The sequence below is a fragment of the Comamonas sp. MYb396 genome, assembly GCF_037479555.1.
Taxonomy (GTDB): domain Bacteria; phylum Pseudomonadota; class Gammaproteobacteria; order Burkholderiales; family Burkholderiaceae_C; genus Comamonas.
On the sequence record NZ_JBBGYU010000002.1, the window covers coordinates 283,855 to 303,527 of the forward strand.

The 19,673-nt window shown below is 65.5% G+C and carries 16 protein-coding genes; 8 read left to right on the top strand and 8 right to left on the bottom strand.

What is annotated here, in order from left to right; translation table 11 throughout:
- Nucleotides 1-73 precede the first annotated feature (73 nt).
- Complete coding sequence (locus tag WH265_RS05485) at nt 74-1,222, top strand: MBL fold metallo-hydrolase (RefSeq protein ID WP_021027682.1); 1,149 nt, start codon at nt 74-76, stop codon at nt 1,220-1,222.
- A gap of 39 nt (nt 1,223-1,261) precedes the next feature.
- On the opposite strand, the gene WH265_RS05490 is transcribed toward WH265_RS05485, so the two are convergent.
- A complete protein-coding gene (locus tag WH265_RS05490; protein WP_339557611.1) occupies nt 1,262-2,242 on the bottom strand; it encodes a Bug family tripartite tricarboxylate transporter substrate binding protein in 981 nt (326 codons plus the stop codon).
- Between the two features lie 135 nt (nt 2,243-2,377).
- On the bottom strand, nt 2,378-3,838 hold the full coding sequence (locus WH265_RS05495) for an amidase (protein ID WP_339557612.1): 1,461 nt from the start codon (nt 3,836-3,838) through the stop codon (nt 2,378-2,380).
- Between the two features lie 107 nt (nt 3,839-3,945).
- Between WH265_RS05495 and WH265_RS05500 the strand changes: the two genes are divergently transcribed.
- Nucleotides 3,946-4,860 carry a LysR family transcriptional regulator gene (locus WH265_RS05500; protein ID WP_339557613.1) on the top strand — a complete coding sequence of 305 codons (915 nt, stop codon included), beginning with the start codon at nt 3,946-3,948 and terminating at the stop codon, nt 4,858-4,860.
- Nucleotides 4,861-4,939: 79 nt separating this feature from the next.
- Here WH265_RS05500 and parC read toward each other — a convergent pair whose 3' ends face one another.
- Together parC and WH265_RS05510 are read right to left on the bottom strand one after the other, a co-directional pair.
- Nucleotides 4,940-7,300, bottom strand: coding sequence for a DNA topoisomerase IV subunit A (parC, locus tag WH265_RS05505; RefSeq protein ID WP_339557614.1), 2,361 nt, complete (start codon nt 7,298-7,300; stop codon nt 4,940-4,942).
- Nucleotides 7,301-7,387: 87 nt separating this feature from the next.
- Entirely contained in the window at nt 7,388-9,364 is a 1,977-nt protein-coding gene (locus WH265_RS05510; protein ID WP_339557615.1) for a DNA topoisomerase IV subunit B, read from the bottom strand.
- 188 nt (nt 9,365-9,552) lie between these two features.
- Here WH265_RS05510 and WH265_RS05515 point away from each other — a divergent pair, with 188 nt between their 5' ends.
- From WH265_RS05515 to WH265_RS05540, 6 genes are all read left to right on the top strand, one after another.
- Entirely contained in the window at nt 9,553-10,776 is a 1,224-nt protein-coding gene (locus WH265_RS05515; protein ID WP_339520845.1) for an MFS transporter, read from the top strand.
- 13 nt (nt 10,777-10,789) lie between these two features.
- Nucleotides 10,790-10,963 carry a hypothetical protein gene (locus tag WH265_RS05520; protein ID WP_021027689.1) on the top strand — a complete coding sequence of 58 codons (174 nt, stop codon included), beginning with the start codon at nt 10,790-10,792 and terminating at the stop codon, nt 10,961-10,963.
- A 3-nt stretch (nt 10,964-10,966) separates the two neighbouring features.
- Complete coding sequence (locus WH265_RS05525; RefSeq protein ID WP_339557616.1) at nt 10,967-11,512, top strand: class I SAM-dependent methyltransferase; 546 nt, start codon at nt 10,967-10,969, stop codon at nt 11,510-11,512.
- Nucleotides 11,513-11,771: 259 nt separating this feature from the next.
- On the top strand, nt 11,772-12,029 hold the full coding sequence (locus tag WH265_RS05530) for a hypothetical protein (RefSeq protein ID WP_339520849.1): 258 nt from the start codon (nt 11,772-11,774) through the stop codon (nt 12,027-12,029).
- A gap of 135 nt (nt 12,030-12,164) precedes the next feature.
- Nucleotides 12,165-13,709, top strand: a complete 1,545-nt coding sequence (locus WH265_RS05535) for an ATP-binding protein (RefSeq protein WP_339557617.1) — start codon at nt 12,165-12,167, stop codon at nt 13,707-13,709.
- Nucleotides 13,706-14,401, top strand: coding sequence for a response regulator (locus WH265_RS05540; protein ID WP_021027693.1), 696 nt, complete (start codon nt 13,706-13,708; stop codon nt 14,399-14,401). The genes WH265_RS05535 and WH265_RS05540 overlap by 4 nt, the downstream gene beginning before the upstream one ends.
- A gap of 64 nt (nt 14,402-14,465) precedes the next feature.
- Here the strand turns inward: WH265_RS05540 and WH265_RS05545 are convergent, their stop codons facing one another.
- The 4 genes from WH265_RS05545 to WH265_RS05560 all read right to left on the bottom strand — a co-directional run bounded on the left by WH265_RS05545 (nt 14,466) and on the right by WH265_RS05560 (nt 19,636).
- Entirely contained in the window at nt 14,466-15,185 is a 720-nt protein-coding gene (locus WH265_RS05545; protein WP_339557618.1) for an MgtC/SapB family protein, read from the bottom strand.
- A gap of 37 nt (nt 15,186-15,222) precedes the next feature.
- The gene (mgtA, locus tag WH265_RS05550; protein ID WP_339557619.1) at nt 15,223-17,970 is read right to left on the bottom strand and encodes a magnesium-translocating P-type ATPase; all 2,748 of its coding nucleotides are present in this window, start codon (nt 17,968-17,970) and stop codon (nt 15,223-15,225) included.
- Between the two features lie 123 nt (nt 17,971-18,093).
- On the bottom strand, nt 18,094-18,288 hold the full coding sequence (locus WH265_RS05555; protein ID WP_312989232.1) for a hypothetical protein: 195 nt from the start codon (nt 18,286-18,288) through the stop codon (nt 18,094-18,096).
- A 337-nt stretch (nt 18,289-18,625) separates the two neighbouring features.
- The gene (locus tag WH265_RS05560; RefSeq protein ID WP_339520857.1) at nt 18,626-19,636 is read right to left on the bottom strand and encodes a Bug family tripartite tricarboxylate transporter substrate binding protein; all 1,011 of its coding nucleotides are present in this window, start codon (nt 19,634-19,636) and stop codon (nt 18,626-18,628) included.
- Nucleotides 19,637-19,673: the final 37 nt, after the last annotated feature.

Sequence of the window (19,673 nt, forward strand, 5' to 3'; positions counted from 1 at the left end):
CAGCCATGCGGCTTTCTTATGGGCGCCGTATCATGGCAGTCGCTAACGCCCCCCTGCCTGATTGACACACCCCATGCAAGAGCCCCGCCCCGCGCCCTCCTCCAGCAACACCACCCGCGGCAACGGCGGCTTTCAGCGCCTGCGCAGCGGCTGGCTGGTGGCCACTGCTTGCTCATTGGTGGCCTGCGCCTCCACCCCCGACGAGGACAGCCAGCGCCGCTACCAGGCATCGCCCCAGTATTCCTCGGCCGACAAGCGCTTTCAGAACCCGCCCAATCCGGCGGCCAAGCCCCATGCCGGCGGCTTTCAGATCTGGTCGCGCTTTTTGTTTGGTGACAAGAGCGGCACCACACCGCAGGACAGCATTCCGGTCCACACCGTCACCCCGGCGCAGCTGCAAGCGCTGCCCGCCGATGCCAACCATGTGATCCGGCTCGGCCACTCCTCGCACCTGCTCAAGCTCCAGGGCCAATACTGGCTCATCGACCCGGTGTTTGGTGAGCGCGTATCGCCGTTCAGCTTTATCGGCCCCAAGCGCTTCCACCCCACGCCGCTGCCCTTGCAGGACCTGCCGCCGATTGCCGGTCTCATCCTGTCGCACGACCATTACGACCACCTGGACGAGCCGACGATCAAGTTCCTGCTGGGCAAGGTCGAGCGCTACTTTGTGCCGCTGGCCGTGGGCGCGCGCCTGCGGGACATGGGCGTGGCGCCCGAGCGCATTGTCGAGCTCGACTGGTGGCAGCAGGAGCAGCACGCCGGCGTCGAAGTCACCGCCACGCCCAGCCAGCATTTCTCGGGCCGCACGCTCAATGACCGCAACAGCACGCTCTGGGCGTCATGGGTGCTGCAGACCGGTGGCCAGCGCATCTACTACAGCGGCGATACCGGCTACTTCCCCGGCTTCAAGGCCATTGGCGACAAGTTTGGCGCGATGGACCTCGCGCTGATGGAAAACGGCGCCTACGACGCCTACTGGCCCTCCGTGCACATGACGCCGGAAGAAACCATCCAGGCCTTCAGCGATGTGCGCGGCCAGGTGCTCTACAGCGTGCACAACAGCACCTTTGCGCTGGCCATGCACGGCTGGCGTGAGCCGCTGGACCGGCTCGCGGCGCTGGCGCAGCAGCAGGGCATCCAACTGGCCACGCCCGAGATCGGCGAGGTGCTGACCGTGGGCCAGCCGCGCAGCAACAAGCAGTGGTGGGAAGCGCTGCGCTAAGCGCCGCTCCCAAGTTTCCCCAGCCGCTCAAACCAAGGCTTACTCCACCTCAATCTGGGCGCGCTGCGCCACATCGCGCATCAGCGGCAACTCGCGCTCCACACGGGCCTGCAGGGCACGGCCATTGCCCCAGGCGGGCGTGAGGCCAATGCTTTCAAGCTTTTGCTGGGTAGCGGGCTGGGCCATCACATCGGCCAAGGCGGCTTCGAGCTTGGCACGCACCGGCTCAGGCAGGCCAGCGGGCGCCAAAAAGGCAAACCAGGTGCTCATGTCAAAACCGGGAAAGCCGCTTTCGGCCACGGTCGGCACCTCGGGCAGCAAGGCCAGGCGCTGGGCGCCCCGCGCGGCAATCGGTTTGATCTTGCCGGCCTTGATCAGCGGCGTGGTCGCCACCACGGTGTCCACCGCCAATTGCACCTGGCCCCCCATCAGCGCGGTCAGGCTCGGCGTGCTGCCGTTGAAGGGCACATGCAGCATGCGCATGCCGGTCGCCGTCTTGAGCATCTCGCCGGCAAAGTGCACCGACGAGGCCGGGCCGAAGGAGCCGTAGGAAAAGCGGTCTGGCGCCGCCTTCGATTGCGCCACCAGGTCCTGCAGTGATGTGGCCTTGACGGCCTGGTTCGCCACCAGCACCAGGCCCATGTCTGCGACCAGGCCCAGCATGCTGAAGCTGCGCATCGGGTCATAGGGCAGCGCCTTGCGCACCACCGGGTTCATCGCCAAGGTGGAGCTGGCACCCAGAAACAAGGTATAGCCATCGGCAGCCGACTTGGCCACCTGGCCGCCCGCAACGGCCGTGCCTGCCCCCGGGCGGTTCTCGACAAACACCGACTGGCCCAGCTTGTCGCTGAGCTGCGAGGCCAGCAGCCGTCCCAGGATATCCGTGGCCCCGCCGGGTGCAAAAGGCACCACCAGCTTGATCGCGCGGTCGGGGTAGCCCTGCGCCAGCGCAGGGCGCAAAGCCAGGCCGGCAGCGCCTGCGGCCAGGTAGGTCAAAAAGCGGTGACGGGATATCGGCATGGACATGGGATCTACCTTTTTGTGAACAAACGGGTGCAGAACCATCGCAGACCCGCGCTGCCAAGGCGCCGGGTCTGCTGCGGTATGCGCAGGGGAAAATGTGCTGGGCGATAGGGGCCGGCAAGCGCGGCTCGGCTAGCCAAGCAAGGGGCTGCGCCGGCGCGCATGGCCGCTGGCCTGGTCGTAGGCATGGCCGATTTGCAGCAGCGCTTTGTCAGCCTGGGTAGGCCCGATGATCTGCAGACCGGCAGGCAGCCCGTTGGGGCCAAAGCCGGCAGGCACCGACAAGGCCGGCAAGCCGGCCATCGTGGCGCCCACCACCGTCTGCATCCAGCGGTGGTAGGTGTCCATGCTGCGGCCGCCCACGGCATGGGGCCAGTCCAGCTCGGCGTCGAACGGAAACACCTGCGCAGCCGGCAGCACGACAAAGTCATAGCGCTCGAACAAGCGGCGCAGCACCTCGTACCAGCTGCTGCGCACCTTGGCGGCGGCATAGATATCCATGCCCGACAGCGCGCGGCCGCGCTCCATCTCCCACAGCGCTTCGGGCTTGAGCAGCGCACGCTTTTGCGGGTCGTCATACAGCGCCGCATTGGCGCCTGCCACGCTGAAGCTGCGCAGATCGATCCAGGCCCGCCACAGCTGCTCCAGGTCAAAGTCGGGCAGCACCTCATCCACCGTGCAGCCGATATCAGCAAAGGCGCCCAGCGCCGCGCGGCAGGTCTCAAGCAGGCCCGGCTCGGTCGGCAGGTGCCCGCCCAGGTCGCCCAGCCAGGCGATCTTGCGGCCCCGGAAGTCACGCTCCAGGCCCTGGCCCCAGTCCTGCGCGCCTTCGCTGCGGCGCGTGAGCGGCAAGCGCGCATCAAAGCCCGCCTGCACCGACAGCAGCAAGGCCAGATCGGGAATATCGCGTGCCATGGGCCCGGCCACGCTGAACTGCTGGAAGAACACCTCATCGCCCGGGCCATGCGGCACGCAGCCCACGGAGGTGCGCAGGCCGTAGACATTGTTGAAGGCCGCTGGCGTGCGCAGCGAGCCCATCATGTCCGAGCCATCGGCCACGGGCAGCATGCGCAAGGCCACCGCAACGGCTGCACCGCCGCTGCTGCCACCGGCCGAGCGGCTCTGGTCAAAGGCATTGCGCGTGGTGCCGTAGACCGGGTTGTAGGTGTGGCCGCCCAGGCCAAACTCAGGCGAATTGCTGCGCGCCACAAAGAGCGCGCCGCCTGCGCGCATGCGCTCAAAAATCACTGCATCGCTGCTGCTGACCTGGCCCTGGAAGATGGGCGAGCCCTTGGTGGTGACCATGCCGGCGGCGGGCGAAATATCTTTGGGCGCCTGTGGAAAGCCGTGCAGCGGCCCCCGGCTTTTGCCCTGGGCCAGTTCAGCATCGAGCTGCGCGGCCTGGGCCAGCAGCGGCTCGCGCGGCATGGGCGCGACCAGCGCATTCACCTGGGGGTTGAGCCGGTCGATCTGGCCCCAGAAGGCCTGCAACACCTCGGTGCAGGACAGCGCACGCCGCTGGATGGCTGCGGACAGCGCCACGGCGCTCAACTCGACGATGCTGTGGTCGGCAGGAACAGGCTGGGATGGCATGGGAGGTATGTCTCTTTGATGTCAGAAAAATCCAGCATAGGCAATGCGGCCTATTTCGACAATCACAATTTTTTGCGGTTATCGTTGCGTTTTTTGCAAAGCAGACCATGACCCCCTCGCAGCACCTCCAGGACACCGCCATCCGCTATTTTCTGGAGGTCGTGCGCAGCGGCTCGGTGAGCGAGGCCGCACTGCGCCTCAATGTCTCGGCCTCGGCCGTCAGCCGCCAGATCGCATCGCTGGAGGAAGTGCTGCAGGTGCCGCTGTTCGAGCGCCGCCCGCGCGGCATGGTGGCCAGTGCGGCCGGTGAGCTCTTGGCCACCCATGCCAAGCGCCACGCGCTGGATGCCGAGCGCGTGGTCGCCGATATCGAGGCACTGCAAGGCCTGCGCCGGGGCCAGGTGCGGGTCTGCGCATCGGCGGGTTTTGCGTTTGAGTTTTTACCCCTCGCGATGGCCACGTTCCGCGAGCAGCACCCGGGCATGCAGTTCCAGCTGGTCTCGGCCTCACCCGCCCAGGTGACCCAGGCGGTGCGCAATGGCGAGGCTGATGTGGGCCTGACCTACAGCCGCGCTGCCGTGCGCGATATCGATGTGCAGCACCGCCAGAACTCTCCCGTCATCCTGATCATGCCGCCCGGCCATCCGCTGGCCCGCTTTGCCAGCGTCAGCCTGGCGCAGATGCAGCCCTACCCGCTCGCGCTGCTGGACGACGGCAATACCGCGCGCCAGCTGTTTGACATTGCCAGCGGCCAGCGCGGCCTGGTGTTTGACCCGGTGCTCGAGAGCGGGCAGTTCGATGCGCTGGTGCGCTTTGTATTGCACGGCGGCGGGCTCACCCTGGGCGGCGAGGTCACCGTGCGCGAGTATGTGCGCCGGGGCCTGCTGCACACCGTGCCCATCCGCGAGCGCGGCATGCATGCGCGCTCCATCGAGCTGCAAACGCTGACGGGCCGCAATCTGCCCCGGGGCGTACGGGCCTTTGTCGAGCATCTGCGGGCGCTGTTGCCGGCGCAGCGTTGATCGGCGCTGCAACGACGGGGCATGAAAAAGCCCTGCCGGACAATACCAGGCAGGGCTTGGGAGTGAATGACCGCGCGCTTTATTCGACGCGGAACACGGCGCTGGGCTTGAAGCCCAGGTCGGCGAGCTTGCCCTTTTTGGCGCGGCCGGCCTTGGCGTTGTTCAGGCTGCGGATCTCCAGGGTTTCCTCGCGGGCCTTGCCGCCGCGCCCCACGCCTTCGATGCGGATGCTGCGCGTGTAGACGGCCACACCGGCCAAGCGGTCCTTGTCTTCCAGGTCAATGAGCTTGAGCCCCTTGCCGCCCTTGGCCATGTGGTTGAGCTCGCCGATCTCGAAGGTGAGGATCCGGCCACCCACCGAGGCACAGGCCACATGGCTGGCATCGGCTAGCGGCTGGCTGCCGCTGCTGCCCGAGATATGCGAGGGGGCGCAGAGCGTATCGCCCTCGTCCAGGCTGACAAAGGCCTTGCCGCCCTTCTGGCGCGAGACCATGTTTTCCACCAAGGCCGTGAAGCCATACCCCGCGCTGCTGGCTAGCAACAAATGGGCCGACAGCGGACCGGCAAAGTAGTACTGGATCTGGGTGCCCGCTTCCAGCTCCATCAAGGTGGTGACGGGCTGGCCATCACCGCGGCCGCCGGGCAGGTTGGCGACGGCGACCGAGTAGACCCGGCCGTTGCTGCCAAAGACCAGCAGCTGGTCGACCGTGCGGCATTCAAAGGTGCCATAGAGGCTGTCACCCGACTTGAAGCTGAAGCTGTCGGCCGCATGGCCGTGGCCGGTGCGGGCACGCACCCAGCCTTTTTCCGACACCACGACGGTGACCGGCTCATCGACCACCTTGACTTCGGCAACCGCCTTTTTCTCTTCCTGGATCAAGGTGCGGCGCGCATCGGCAAACTGCTTGGCGTCGGCCTCAATCTCCTTGACCATCAGGCGCTTGAGCGAGGCGGGGTTGGCCAGAATGTCTTCGAGCTTGCCCTGCTCTGCGCGCAGCTCGCTCAGCTCCTGCTCGATCTTGATCGCTTCGAGACGGGCCAACTGGCGCAGGCGGATTTCCAGGATGTCGTCGGCCTGGCGCTCGCTCAGGTCAAAGCGCGCCATCAGCGCGGCCTTGGGCTCGTCGCTGGCGCGGATGATGGCGATCACCTCATCGATATTGAGCAGAATGGTCTGCCGGCCTTCCAGGATATGGATGCGGTCGAGCACCTTGGCGAGCCGGTGCTCGGAGCGGCGCGTGATCGTCGTCTGGCGGAACTCGATCCACTCTTCCAGCATCAGGCGCAGTGACTTTTGCGTGGGCTTGCCGTCGATGCCGATCATCGTCAGGTTGACCGACGAGGAGCTCTCCAGGCTGGTATGCGCCAGCAGGCAGGTGATCAGCTCGGACTGCGGCGTCTTGCCGGTCTTGGGCTCGAACACCAGGCGCACGGCCGCATCCTTGCTCGACTCGTCCCGCACCACATCGAGCAAGGACAGCACGGTGGCCTTGAGCTGGCTTTGCTCCTGCGTCAAGGTCTTCTTGCCGGTCTTGATCTTGGGGTTGGTCAGGTCCTCGATCTCTTCGAGCACCTTTTGCGAGGACACGCCAGGCGGCAGCTCGTTGACGACCAGCTGCCACTGGCCACGCGCCAGCTCTTCGATGGTCCAGCGCGCACGCACCTTGATCGAGCCGCGGCCCGTGCGGTAGGCATCGGCAATGTCCTTGTCGCTGCTGATGATCTGGCCGCCACCGGGGAAGTCCGGACCGGGGATGATCTGCTGCAGATCGAAGTCGGTCATCGCCGGCTTCTTGATCAACGCCACGCAGGCATCGGCCACTTCGCGCAGGTTGTGGCTGGGGATTTCGGTGGCCAGGCCAACGGCAATGCCGCTCGCGCCATTGAGCAGCGAGAACGGCAGGCGCGCGGGCAGCTGGCTGGGCTCCTGGGTGGAGCCGTCGTAGTTGGGCACAAAGTCCACCGTGCCCATGTCGATCTCGTCAAGCAGCAAGCTGGTGATCTTGGACAGGCGCGCCTCGGTATAACGCATGGCCGCTGCGCCATCGCCATCGCGGCTGCCAAAGTTGCCCTGGCCATCGATCAGCGGGTAGCGCTGGGCAAAGTCCTGGGCCATGCGCACCAGCGCGTCATAGGCCGATTGGTCGCCATGCGGGTGAAAGCGGCCCAGCACATCGCCCACCACACGGGCGCTTTTGACAGGCTTGGCCGCCGTTGCGCGGTTGGGGCCGCTGTAGCCCAGGCCCATGCGCTCCATCGAAAACAGGATGCGGCGCTGCACGGGCTTCAAGCCATCGCAGACATCGGGCAGCGCGCGGCCCTTGACCACCGACAGCGCATATTCCAGATAGGCGCGCTGCGCGTAATTGCCCAGGTCCAGGCTCTCGCCGTCGTCGGGCACCGGGTTGGACAGCAGGTCCTGACCGTTCTCTTCACTCATAGGGGTTCAGCTTTCTTTGCTTGTGGCACGGCTGCGCGCGGCTGGCTTGGGTTCGATTGTTTATTCAGCGGCATGGGCAGCAGGACATCAGATATCAATTTCGACCTCATGGCCGTGCAGCTCCATCAGGTCGCGGCGGGCCGCAGCCTCGCCCTTGCCCATCAGCTGGGTCATGACCTCACGGGTTTGCTGCACATCGGTCTGGCTCAGGCGCACCGGCAACAGGCGGCGCGTGTCCGGGTTCAGCGTGGTTTCCCACAGCTGCTCGGCATTCATCTCGCCCAGGCCCTTGAAGCGGCTGACCTGGCATTTCTCGCGCGGCACACCGTCCTTGGCGGCCTTGTCGAAGATGGCATGCATCTCGGCCTCGTCCAGTGCGTAGACCTTGGCAGCGGGTTTCTTGCCCCGGGCAGGGATATCGACGCGAAAGAGCGGCGGCCGCGCCACGCAGACATGGCCCTTGTCGATGAGCTGCGGGAAATGCTTGAAGAACAGCGTCAGCAGCAGCACCTGGATGTGCGAGCCGTCCACGTCGGCGTCGCTCAGGATGCAGATCTTGCCGTAACGCAGACCGCTCAGGTCGACCTCGTCATCGGGGCCATGCGGGTCCACGCCGATGGCTACCGAGATATCGTGGATTTCAGTGTTGGCAAACAGGCGGTCGCGGTCCACTTCCCAGGTGTTGAGCACCTTGCCGCGCAGCGGCAGGATGGCCTGGGTTTCCTTGTCGCGGCCCATCTTGGCGCTGCCGCCGGCCGAATCGCCCTCGACCAGAAACACCTCGTTGTAGGCCAGGTCGCGGCTTTCGCAATCGGTCAGCTTGCCGGGCAACACGGCCACGCCGCTGCCCTTGCGCTTTTCCACCTTCTGGCCGGCGCGCTGGCGCGTCTGCGCCGCCTTGATCGCAATCTCGGCGAGCTTCTTGCCGTATTCGACATTCTGGTTCAGCCACAGCTCCAGCGCCGGCCGCACCATGCCCGAGACCAGGCGCACCGCATCGCGCGAGTTCAGGCGCTCCTTGATCTGGCCCTGGAACTGGGGATCGAGCACCTTGGCCGAGAGCACATAGCTGGCACGGGCAAACACGTCCTCGGGCATCAGCTTGACGCCCTTGGGCAGCAGCGAATGCAGCTCGATAAAGCTCTTGACCGCCTGGAACAGGCCATCGCGCAGCCCGCTTTCATGCGTGCCGCCCGCCGTGGTCGGGATCAGGTTGACATAGCTCTCGCGCACCGGCTGGCCTTCGTCGGTAAAGGCCACGCACCACGATGCCCCTTCGCCCTCGGCAAAATGGTCATCGCTGCGGCCGGCAAAGCCCTCGCCCTCGAACACGGGAATGATCGGGTCCACCGGCAAGGTCTGCAGCAGGTAGTCCTTGAGGCCGCCCTTGTACAGCCAGGTCTGCGTCTCGCGGCTCTTGTCCTGCGTCAGCTGCACGCTCACGCCCGGCATCAGCACGGCCTTGCTGCGCAGCAGGTGCACCAGCTCGCCCATCGGCAGGTGGCTGGATTCGAAATACTTGGCATCGGGCCAGACGCGCACCGTCGTGCCCTGCTTGCGGTCACCGCTGACCATCGCGCGCACCTGCAGGGGCTCGACCACATCGCCACCGGCAAAGGCCATTGTGGCGACCGAGCCATCGCGGTGCACCGTCACCTCCATGCGGGTGGCCAAGGCGTTGGTCACCGAGACACCCACGCCGTGCAGACCGCCCGAGAAGCTGTAGGCGCCGCCCTGGCCCTTGTCGAACTTGCCGCCCGCATGCAGGCGGGTGAAGACCAGCTCCACCACGGGCGCATGTTCTTCGGGGTGCAGGCCAAAGGGAATGCCCCGGCCGTCGTCCTCCACACTCACCGAGCCATCGGTGTGCAGGTAGACGCGAATTTTCTTGCCAAAGCCGGCCAGCGCTTCGTCGGCCGCGTTGTCGATCACCTCCTGGATGATGTGCAGCGGATTGTCGGTGCGGGTATACATGCCCGGGCGCTGCTTGACCGGCTCAAGCCCCTTGAGAACCCGTATCGAGCCCTCTGCGTATTCACTGGTAGACGTGTTTTTGCTTGCCATAACTTTCCATTCTAGCGGCTGCCATTGTAAATAGCTGTATAGATAAACAGGTGGAACTTGTTGACGATTCACGACGCTTGGCCGCAAAAGCCTGCAATGGGCTTGGGCGGCCACCGGGCAATATGCGGGCGACAGCCGGTTTTTGGCGTTGGAGTAACAATTCTTGGATAACGAGACATCCTTAGACTATGCAAAACAACGCACAACGATTGTCCATGGCCCGCGTGCTGCTCTGTGGCGGCGCCGTAGTGACCCTGTCCATGGGCATCCGCCACGGTTTTGGCCTCTGGCTGCAGCCGATCACCCAGGAGATGGGCTGGACGCGCGAGTCCTTCGCCTTGGCGCTGGCGGTGCAAAACCTCAGCTGGGGCCTGATCGGCATCTTTACCGGCATGCTGGCCGACCGCTTTGGCGCCAGCAAGGTGCTGGTCTGCGGCGCGCTGCTGTACGCGCTGGGCCTGGCCGGCATGGCCTGGGCGCCCAATACGCTGATGTTTGCGCTCACCGCCGGCCTTTTGATCGGCATGGCGCAGACGGGCACCACCTATGCGGTGATCTATGGCGTCATCGGGCGCCAGTTGCCCGCTGAGAAACGCTCCTGGGCCATGGGGGTGGCCGCGGCCGCAGGCTCCTTTGGCCAGTTCTTCATGGTGCCGGTCGAGGGCCAGCTGATCGCCAGCCTGGGCTGGCAGAACGCGCTGCTGGTCTGCGCCATCCTGGTGCTGACCATCGTGCCGCTGGCCATTGCGCTGCGCGAGCCCAATTTCCATGCGCTCAAGCGCAGTGCTGGCGCTGGCGCGCAGCAAACCATTGCCCAGGCCGTGGCAGAGGCCTTTCGCAACCCCAGCTTTTTGCTGCTGACCGCCGGTTATTTTGTCTGTGGCTTCCAGGTGATGTTCATCGGCGTACACATGCCCAGCTACCTGAAGGACTTTGGCCTGCCGCCCCATGTGGCCAGCTATTCGCTGGCGTTGATCGGCCTCTTCAATATCTTTGGCACCTACCTGGCCGGGTCGCTCGGCCAGCGCATGGCCAAGCGCTACCTGCTCTCGGGCATTTATTTCATCCGCGCCATCGCCATCGTGGTGTTCCTGCTGGTGCCGCTGTCGCCCTGGTCGGTCTACGTCTTTGCCGCCGTGATGGGCTTTTTGTGGCTGTCCACCGTGCCGCTCACCAATGGCGCCATCGCGCAGATCTTTGGCGTGCAGCACCTGTCCATGCTCAGCGGCTTTGTGTTCTTCAGCCACCAGATCGGCAGCTTCCTGGGCATCTGGCTGGGCGGTTACCTCTATGACCACACCGGCAGCTATGATGTGGTTTGGTACGTGGCCATTGGGCTGGGCGTGTTCGCCGGCCTGGTCAATCTGCCGGTCAAGGAAGAGCCCGTGCAGCGCCTGCCGCTGACGGCCTGATAAGTGAACTTTCATGCAACAGCCTGCACCACCCTCACTCCCCACTGCTGGCGCCGCGCCGCTGCGCGGCTGGCAGCGCGCCGCCATCTGGCTGCTGGTGGCGGTGCTGCTGACGCTGGTGTTCATGCTCTACACGCAACCGGAATTCATGGTGCAGATGGCCGACCATGTCTGGGCCTGTTTCTAGCGCATGTCCCATAGCCCCGCCCCCTCGCCCTGGATCACCCGCTTTGCACCGGTGCTACCTGCAGGCGGCCAGGTGCTGGACCTGGCCTGCGGCCAGGGCCGCCATGCCCGCTACCTGCAAGCACAGGGCTTGCGGGTGACAGGCGTTGACCGCGATGGCGCGGCGCTGCGTGCGCTGCAAGCAGATACGGCGGGCGAATGGCTGCTGGCCGATATCGAAAATCGGGCCTGGCCGCTCGAGGGCCGGGTGTTTGATGCGGTGGTCGTCACGCACTATCTGTGGCGCCCGCTGTGGCCGCAGATTTTGGCCAGTGTGGCGCCCGGCGGTCTGCTGCTGTACGAGACCTTTGCCCAAGGCAATGCCGCCTATGGCAAGCCTTCCCGGCCCGACTTCCTGCTGCAGCCCGGCGAGCTGCTGCAAGTCTGTGCCGGCTGGTCCGTCATCGCCTATGAAGCGGGCCTGCTGCGCACGCCGGAGCGGGTGGTGCAGCGCATTGCGGCACGCCGCCCACTGGGTGACAGCCCAACGCCACCCGCGCCGCTGCTCTGAAACCAGGGCCGCTTTGCATAACTTTGCGGCGCTGCAAAATCGGCCTGACCCCGCCCAAACCCAATGGGCATGCGGTTTTCGCTTTGTCACACCTGCCACAAAGCCGGCCCAACTTCCTCCACATTTGGCTCCTATAGTTCAGTCATGGGCTCTGCGGAGAGGCGTAAACACACTCCAGTTTCTCTGTTTCACCCGCTTCTTTCTGTCCCACACCAGATCGCGGCCTGGCCGCAGAGCCTCTTTTTACACAAGGAATGCCATGAGTTCTCAACCACTTCGCCACCGTCTGCTGTGCAGCACCGCCGTGACTGCAGCCCTCTGGATCGCCACCGCCCAGGCCTACGCGGCCAGCCCCGCCAAGCCCGCGCCGTCCAAGCAAGCCATTGAGGCCTGCCAGGGCAAGAAGGCCGGCGATAGCGTGCAGCTGACGCTGGACAACGGGAAAACAGCCAAGGCCACCTGCCGCTTGGTGGGCAAGCAGCTGGTGGCGCAGCGCGGCGCCACCATCGGGCCTTGATAAGACCGCTGGCATTGCGCCGATCAAGCAACACTTTTACACACCCACGCACTGTGTAAGAGAATAGCCGGGCAGGCATTGCGCCTGCCCGTTTTTGCCGTTTGGCCCTCCCCGTTCATTTGCCCACCTGCCTCTGTGACCACGCCCCGCCTTCAGCTGTTTCGCTTTACCCGTCTGCAAACACGGGTGCTGCTGGCCATGGTGCTGCTGCTGCTGGGCCTGCTGCTGGGGTTTTTCGGCTTTTCGTACTGGAGCCTGCAGCGCGGCCTGGGCGGCTATGTCGCGCAGATTGAGCTGGGCCGGCTGGAATACCTGGAGAGCCAGCTGCGGCGCGAGTATGCCAAGGACCCGCACTGGGTCTCGCTGACGCCGGAGCGCTGGAACGCGCTGACCCGCTTTGGCAGCCAGGCGGCCGTGCCCGTCTCGCCCCCGGCGGAGAGCGAGGCGCCGCGCCGCGCGACGATTGGCCCCATGCTGACCCAGCAATTGCGCCCCATCGAGCGCCACCCGCTGCACCAGCGCCTGGGCCTGCTCGACAACCAGGGCAAGCTGATCGCTGGTGTAGCGCCCACACCAGGCAGCGCCAAAAACCCGCTGTTCGACAGCCAGCACATGCTGATCGGCACCCTGACGCTGAACCAGCCCGAAGACCTGAAAAACCAGATCGACAATGCCTTTTTGAAGGAGCACCTGGTGTTCCTGGCCATCACCGGTCTGCTGGGCCTGCTGCTGGCCGGCGCCCTGTCCTGGTGGTTGAGCCGGCGCTGGATTCGCCCCATCGAGGCATTGAGCGAAGGCGCCAAGGCCTTTGCCAGCGGCCAGCTCGACTACCGCATTGCCGTGGCGGGCCACGACGAGCTGGTGGAGCTGGCCGACCGCTACAACCACATGGCCGAGCAGCTCTCCCAGGCCCAGGCCCAGCAGCATGAATGGCTGACCCAGGTGGCCCACGAGCTGCGCACGCCGCTGGCCGCAGTGCGGGCCGAGATCGAGGCGGTGCAAGACGGCATCCGCCGCTTTGATGCGCAGACGGCTGCGCGCCTGCACCGCCAGATTCTGCGCCTGACCCAGCTGGTCAGCGACATGCGCGCCACCATTCCCACGGCGCTGGTCGTGCACGCGCCCGAAGCCGCACCCGCGCTGCAGCTGACCGCCCACCTGCCCGCCACGGCGCGCCCGCTCGATATGCGGGCGCTGACCATCGAGGCGGTGGAAGCCGTGCAGATCCGCTTTGGCCAGGCCGGCATCGCGCTGCCCACGGCGCAAGAGCTGCACACCGCGCTGCCGCTCGCCTGGGTGCAGGGCAATGCCCAGCAGCTGCACCAGGTGCTGGGCAATATTTTGGAAAACAGCCTGCGCTACACCGATGCCCCCGGGCGGCTCAGCATCAGCGCCAGCCTGCACGGGCCAGCGCCCGCGCCCGCGTCGGGCCAGCGCTGGCTGGAGCTGCACCTCGATGACAGCAGCCCCTCCGTGCCGCCTGCGGAGCTGCCCCGCATTTTTGAACGCTTTTACCGCGTAGAGACCTCACGCAGCCGCGCCAGCGGCGGCTCCGGCTTGGGGCTTGCGATTTGCAAAAGCATTGTGCAAGCCCATGGAGGACAATTGCAGGCCTCCATCTCGTCCTTGGGCGGGCTGCGCCTTACCTTGATCCTGCCCTTGATAGACCCTGTTGCATGAACACCGCCAAACCCCGCATTCTGTACGCCGAAGACGAGGCCGATATTGCCTCGGTGGTCATTGACTACCTGCACCATGCCGGCTTCGAGGTCGAGCATTTTGCCGATGGCAGCCAGGCCATGGCGGCGCTGCGCGCACGCCCGCCGCAGTTGGCCATTCTTGACCTGATGCTGCCCGGCACCGATGGCCTGAGCATTCTGCGCGAATGCCGGGCCCGCCAGATCTGCCCCGTCATCTGCCTGACTGCCAAGGTCGAGGAGGTGGACCGCCTGGTGGGCCTGGAGATGGGCGCCGACGACTACATCTGCAAGCCCTTTTCACCGCGCGAGCTGATTGCCCGCGTCAAGGTGATCTTGCGCCGCCACGCGCCGCCTGCCCCTGGTGCGCCAGCCAGCCTGGCCGCCAGCGACTGGCAGCTGGACGAGACCACCAGCCAGGCGAGCTGGCGTGGCCAGGACCTGGGCCTGACGCGGCGCGAGTTTGCCCTGCTGCACATCCTGCAGCGCCACCCCGGCAAGATCTACCCGCGCAGCCAGCTGCTGGACCTGGCCTATGCCGATGCGCTGGAGGTGAGCGACCGCGCGATCGACAGCCATATCAAGAACCTGCGCAAGAAGCTGCGCACGGTGATGGGCGATGATGCGGACTGCATCCGCTCGATCTATGGCGTCGGCTTTGCGTTTGAAGACTGAGCAAGCCGCCAGACACCGCACTGTGGCGGTCTGGGCGGCCTGAGCACCTGCCCTGGCGCCCTCATCAATCCCGCGTGCTGGGGCTCCAGAACGCCTGGCGCACGCCCGGCTTGGCCGCCAGCTGCTGCACCATCGCATCGAGCTCCTCGCCCTCCACCGATTGCGCGGCCAAGGTCGCTTCGATGACGACCTCGCCCTCGCCAAAGGGCTGGATGTCGATGTCGCCAGGCGGGTAGCCGCCGCGCTCGAGCACATCCTGCAGCATGGCCAGCGCCAGCCGCTGGTGCAGGCGCTCGGCCACGACAAACACGGCATTGGTCATCTCGGTAGAGCCGACATCCAGCGGCTTACGGTTGATGGCGTTGACCAGCGGCCGCAGCAAGGTATTGGCCGCCAGCACCAGCACGGTGCCCATGGCCGCCTGCACGATCAGATCGGCGCCTGCGGCAGCGCCCACTGCGGCCGAGCCCCAGAGCGTCGCGGCGGTGTTCAGGCCACGCACATTGCCCTCTTCGCGCATGATGACACCGGCGCCCAGAAAGCCGATGCCCGAGACCACATAGGCCATCACGCGCACCGCGCCATCCGGCCCGGCAATGGTGTTGGCGCTGTCGACAAAGATGGCCGCGCCCACGGCGACCAGCACATTGGTGCGCAGCCCGGCCGTGCGTTGGCGGTACTGGCGCTCCAGGCCAATGACCGCCCCCAGCACAAAGGCGGTGACCAGGCTGATGGCCGTGTTGATCAGCGAATTGGCTTGTGTGTAGTTCAGCGCTTCGAGCATGGCGCCCTCCTTAGCAGATGGTTATTTTTCATGGCGCTTATTGCCAGCCGTAGCGACGGATGTACCACTTTTTCATGACCTGCGTAAGACCCATATAGGCCAGCAACACGGCAACGAGGAACACAAAGTACAGGCCAGGCAGGGCCTCCAGCTTGAAATAAGGGGCCAGCGCGCCCATGGGCAGGTAGATGCCGATGGCGACCACCACCAGGGTCATCAGGCCCACCGGCCAGGCAGCGCGGCTTTGGATAAACGGGATGCGCATGGTGCGGATCATGTGCACGATCAGCGACTGCGTAAGCAGCCCCACGACAAACCAGCCGGACTGGAACAGCGCCTGGCGCTCAGGCGTGTTGGCGCCAAACACCTTCCACATCACGACAAAGGTGGTGATATCGAAGATCGAGCTGATGGGGCCGAAGAACAGCATGAAGCGGCCCACATCGGCGGGGTTCCAGCGCTGGGGCTGGGTCAGCAGCTCGGGATCGACATGGTCAAACGGGATCGCCGACTGCGAGAAGTCATACACCAGGTTCTGCACCAGCAGCTGCATCGGCAGCATGGGCAGGAAGGGGATGAAGGCACTGGCAATCAGCACCGAGAACACATTGCCAAAGTTCGAGCTCGCCGTCATCTTGATGTACTTGAGCATGTTGGCAAAGGTGCGCCGGCCTTCCTGCACGCCCTGGTCGAGCACCATCAGGCTCTTGTCCAGCAAGATGATATCGGCCGCTTCCTTGGCTACATCGACGGCCGTGTCCACCGAGATGCCGATATCGGCCGTGCGCAGCGCTGCGGCATCGTTGATGCCATCGCCCATGAAGCCCACCACATGGCCATTGGCCTTGAGCATGCGCACAATGCGCTCCTTGTGCGCGGGGCTCAGCTTGGCAAAGATATGGGCTTCTTCGACCACCTGGGCCAGGCGCTGGTCGTCCATCTGCTCGATATCGCCGCCCAGCACGATGTGCTGCGCGGTGATACCCACTTGCTCGCAGACCTTGGCGGTGACGGCGGCATTGTCGCCCGTCAGCACCTTGGTCTGCACACCATGCCGGGCCAGCGCCTGCAGCGCGGGCGCTGCGCTTTCCTTGGGCGGATCGATAAAGGCCAGAAAGCCGCACAGCACCATGCCAGCTTCATCGGCCACGCCAAAGTTGCTCTGGCCGGCCTGGGTATCGCGCGTGGCCACGGCCACCACACGCAGCCCTTGGGCATTGAGCGCCTCGGCCGTCGCCACAATGCGCTTGCGCAGGCCCGCATCGAGGTCCAGCACGCCGCCTGCGGCCTGCACCGTGCTGCTGACCTGCAGGATTTCCTCGACCGCGCCCTTGGTGATGATCTTGCCGATGCCGGCAGCGTCACTCACCACCACCGACATGCGCCGGCGCACAAAGTCAAACGGCACTTCATCGACCTTGGCATAGGCATCGACCAGCGGGGCGCGCTCGGCATGGGCGAGCACGGCCACATCGAGCAGGCTCTTGAGGCCCGTCTGGTAGTAGCTGTTCAAGTAGGCCATATCCAGAACATGCTGCGACACATCACCCCAGGCATCGAGGTGGCGCTCGACCGAGATGCGGTCCTCGGTCAGGGTGCCCGTCTTGTCGGTGCACAGCACATCCATCGCACCAAAGTTCTGGATGGCGTCCAGGTGCTTGACGATCACTTTCTTGCGCGACAGGAACACCGCACCCTTGGCCAGGGTGGCGGTCACGATCATCGGCAGCATCTCGGGCGTCAGGCCGACGGCCACCGAGAGCGCAAACAGCAGGGCCTCGGTCCAGTCGCCCTTGGTCAGCCCATTGATCAGCAGGACCAGCGGCACCATCACCAGCATGAAACGGATCAGCACCCAGCTGACCTTGTTGACGCCCATCTGGAACGCCGTGGGGCTGCGGTCCATCGCCGAGACCTTGCCGGCCAGCGCGCCCAGGTAGCTGTGGTTGCCGGTGGTCAGCACCACGGCCAGGCCAGCGCCCGAGACCACGTTCGTGCCCATGAACACCAGGTTGCACAGCTCCACCGGGTTGTGCTGTGCCCCATCGGGCAGTTGGGCAAATTTCTCCACCGGCATGGATTCGCCGGTCATCGCCGATTGCGCCAGAAACAGGTCCTTGGCGCTCAGCAGGCGGCAGTCAGCGGGCACCATGTCGCCGGCAGCCAGCTGGATGATGTCGCCGGGCACCAGCTCGCGCACCGGCAGCTCGCGCACGGCCTGCAATGCCGACAGGCGCGAGGGTGGTGCATCCAGCGCCCGCCCCTCTTCATCCTGCGCCATGCGGCGCAGCACGGCGGCAGTGTTGGAGACCATGGCCTGCAGGCCGGCAGCGGCCTTATTGGCGCGGCCCTCCTGCCAAAAGCGCAGGCCGGTGGCCAGCGCCACCATGCTGCCGATCACCACCGTGGCCTTGGTATCGCCGGTCAGCCACGAGACGGCGGCCAGCACCGTCAGAAGCAGGTTGAAAGGCGTGCGAAAGCACAGCCACAGGTGCTCGCTGCGGGTCATGGCCTGGTCCTGCGCAATGCTGTTCCAGCCCGCTTGCGCACGGGCTTGCTGCACCTGTGCATCGTCCAGGCCCTGGCGGCTGGTGTTCAGGCTGTGCAGCAATACCTGTTCAGGGGCATGGGCGGCGTCGCGCAGCCGCTCGCCCATGGCCTTGGAAATACCGGCATCCACCGGCGTCTGGGCCAGTTGCTCCAACATGGGCAAGCGGCGGAAATGCACGCCCCAGTGGCGCGAGCGCAGAAAGTTGACGAATCCATTCTTCAGCAGGTTCAACATGACCCATCTCCCAGCCAGGGGCGCGGCTGATCCGCGCCGCATGGCGTCTGCAAGCAATACAGGCGTGCAGCTGCGCTGCCGCTGCAGTGCGGCCGCACATATGCACCTCAGACAGAAGAAAGGTCAGCGACTGAAGGGGTCCAGCGCAGCCGATGCCGAGCAGGACTGCGCTGCGCCCTTGCCCACCGGGGCGCGGCGGCGCAGCATGGTCGCGAGCTGGCGCTGCAGGCGGCAGGGCAAGCCCAGACCGCAGCAAGGCGTGATGGCCCATGGCGCAGCCTTGCGCCGCAGTGCGCGCAAGGGGGCCAGCGAAGACATACGCAGTGGCATGAAAAGCTCCCACACCCGGCATGGCAGCGCGCAACAAAGGCACTCGCCACGGGGCAAGACTGGAAGATCGAATGGGATGCCGTAGGCGCGTAGGTCTAAAAAACTACGGCGCCTGACAGCTGCCCGCCTGGTTGGGCAAGGCAGCGCGCAAAGCTGGGGCGTTTGCGATTACCTTGCCTGTGGTCGGTTGGCCGCTGGCCAACAACTCGGTAAGTCCACAGGGTTACTCCTGATAAAAAAGTTGGCCGATTGTAGATCAACGTTCCCGAAACTGCCAGTGGTTTGGAAAGCACAAATCACGCTTTACCTGCGCTTTTCAAAACGCTCAGTCCAGCACCAGCTTGCGCTGCTGCACCAGTTGCTGGATCTGGGCGCGCGTATCGCTGATCAGCAGCGCAAACTCTTGCGGGCTGCCGCCCATGGGCACCACACCGAGCTGATCCAGGCGCGCCTGCACGGCCGGTTGGCGCATCGCTTCTTGCGCTGCGCGGTTGAGGGTGTCGACCACGGCCGGCGGCGTGCCAGCGGGCGCCACCAGGCCAAACCAGGTGATGGCCAGGCGGTTGAGCGCGGGGTAGCCGGCCTCTGCCAAGGTCGGCACGTCCGGCAGCGCCAGCAGCCGCTGAGGTGCAGCCACGGCAAACGGAACCAGCCGCCCCGATTGCACCAGGCTGCTCGACGAGGGGTACTGGTCGCTCAGCACCTGGGTCTCGCCGGCCAGCGCACTGTTGATCACCGGGCCCTGGCCTTTGTAGGGAATATGGCGCAGGCGCACGCCCAGCGCTTCATTCATCGCCTCGGCAATCAGGTGGCCGATGGAGCCCACACCCGCCGATCCGATCGTGTAGTGCTCGGGCTTGGCGCGCAACGTAGCCACCAGGCCCTGCAGGTCGTGTACCCCCAGGCTGGGATGGGTGGAGAACACCGACGGAATCTGCGCCAGTGCCATGACCGGTGCCAGCGCTTGCAGCGGATCGCGGCGCACCGATTTGAGCATCACCGTATTGACGGCCAGGGTGCTGATGGTTCCCACGCCAACGGTGTAGCCATCGGGCTGGGCACGGGCCACCGCCTCGGCGCCAATCAGGCCGGCGGCACCGGCCTTGTTCTCCACCACCACCGGCTGGCCCAGCGGCTCGCGCATCGCATCGGCCAGCAGGCGCGCCACGATATCGGTCGAGCCGCCCGGCGCAAAAGGCACCACCAGCTTGACCGGCTGGCTCGGGTAGGCGCGCCGCTCCTGCGCTTGCGCCGTCACAGCGCCGGCCAACGCCAGGCCCAGACAAAACAGCGCGGACAGCAGCGCAAACGCGCGCAGGATGGGAAAGCGGGACATCATGGCAGGTGGGCACGCAACATCAGAGAGGAGAATT

Coding starts and splice junctions, on each gene's coding strand:
- WH265_RS05485 (WP_021027682.1), top strand. CDS start 74: ATGCAAGAGCCCCGCCCCGCGCCCTCCTCCAGCAACACCACCCGCGGC.
- WH265_RS05490 (WP_339557611.1), bottom strand. CDS start 2,242: ATGCCGATATCCCGTCACCGCTTTTTGACCTACCTGGCCGCAGGCGCT.
- WH265_RS05495 (WP_339557612.1), bottom strand. CDS start 3,838: ATGCCATCCCAGCCTGTTCCTGCCGACCACAGCATCGTCGAGTTGAGC.
- WH265_RS05500 (WP_339557613.1), top strand. CDS start 3,946: ATGACCCCCTCGCAGCACCTCCAGGACACCGCCATCCGCTATTTTCTG.
- parC (WP_339557614.1), bottom strand. CDS start 7,300: ATGAGTGAAGAGAACGGTCAGGACCTGCTGTCCAACCCGGTGCCCGAC.
- WH265_RS05510 (WP_339557615.1), bottom strand. CDS start 9,364: ATGGCAAGCAAAAACACGTCTACCAGTGAATACGCAGAGGGCTCGATA.
- WH265_RS05515 (WP_339520845.1), top strand. CDS start 9,553: ATGCAAAACAACGCACAACGATTGTCCATGGCCCGCGTGCTGCTCTGT.
- WH265_RS05520 (WP_021027689.1), top strand. CDS start 10,790: ATGCAACAGCCTGCACCACCCTCACTCCCCACTGCTGGCGCCGCGCCG.
- WH265_RS05525 (WP_339557616.1), top strand. CDS start 10,967: ATGTCCCATAGCCCCGCCCCCTCGCCCTGGATCACCCGCTTTGCACCG.
- WH265_RS05530 (WP_339520849.1), top strand. CDS start 11,772: ATGAGTTCTCAACCACTTCGCCACCGTCTGCTGTGCAGCACCGCCGTG.
- WH265_RS05540 (WP_021027693.1), top strand. CDS start 13,706: ATGAACACCGCCAAACCCCGCATTCTGTACGCCGAAGACGAGGCCGAT.
- WH265_RS05545 (WP_339557618.1), bottom strand. CDS start 15,185: ATGCTCGAAGCGCTGAACTACACACAAGCCAATTCGCTGATCAACACG.
- mgtA (WP_339557619.1), bottom strand. CDS start 17,970: ATGTTGAACCTGCTGAAGAATGGATTCGTCAACTTTCTGCGCTCGCGC.
- WH265_RS05555 (WP_312989232.1), bottom strand. CDS start 18,288: ATGTCTTCGCTGGCCCCCTTGCGCGCACTGCGGCGCAAGGCTGCGCCA.
- WH265_RS05560 (WP_339520857.1), bottom strand. CDS start 19,636: ATGTCCCGCTTTCCCATCCTGCGCGCGTTTGCGCTGCTGTCCGCGCTG.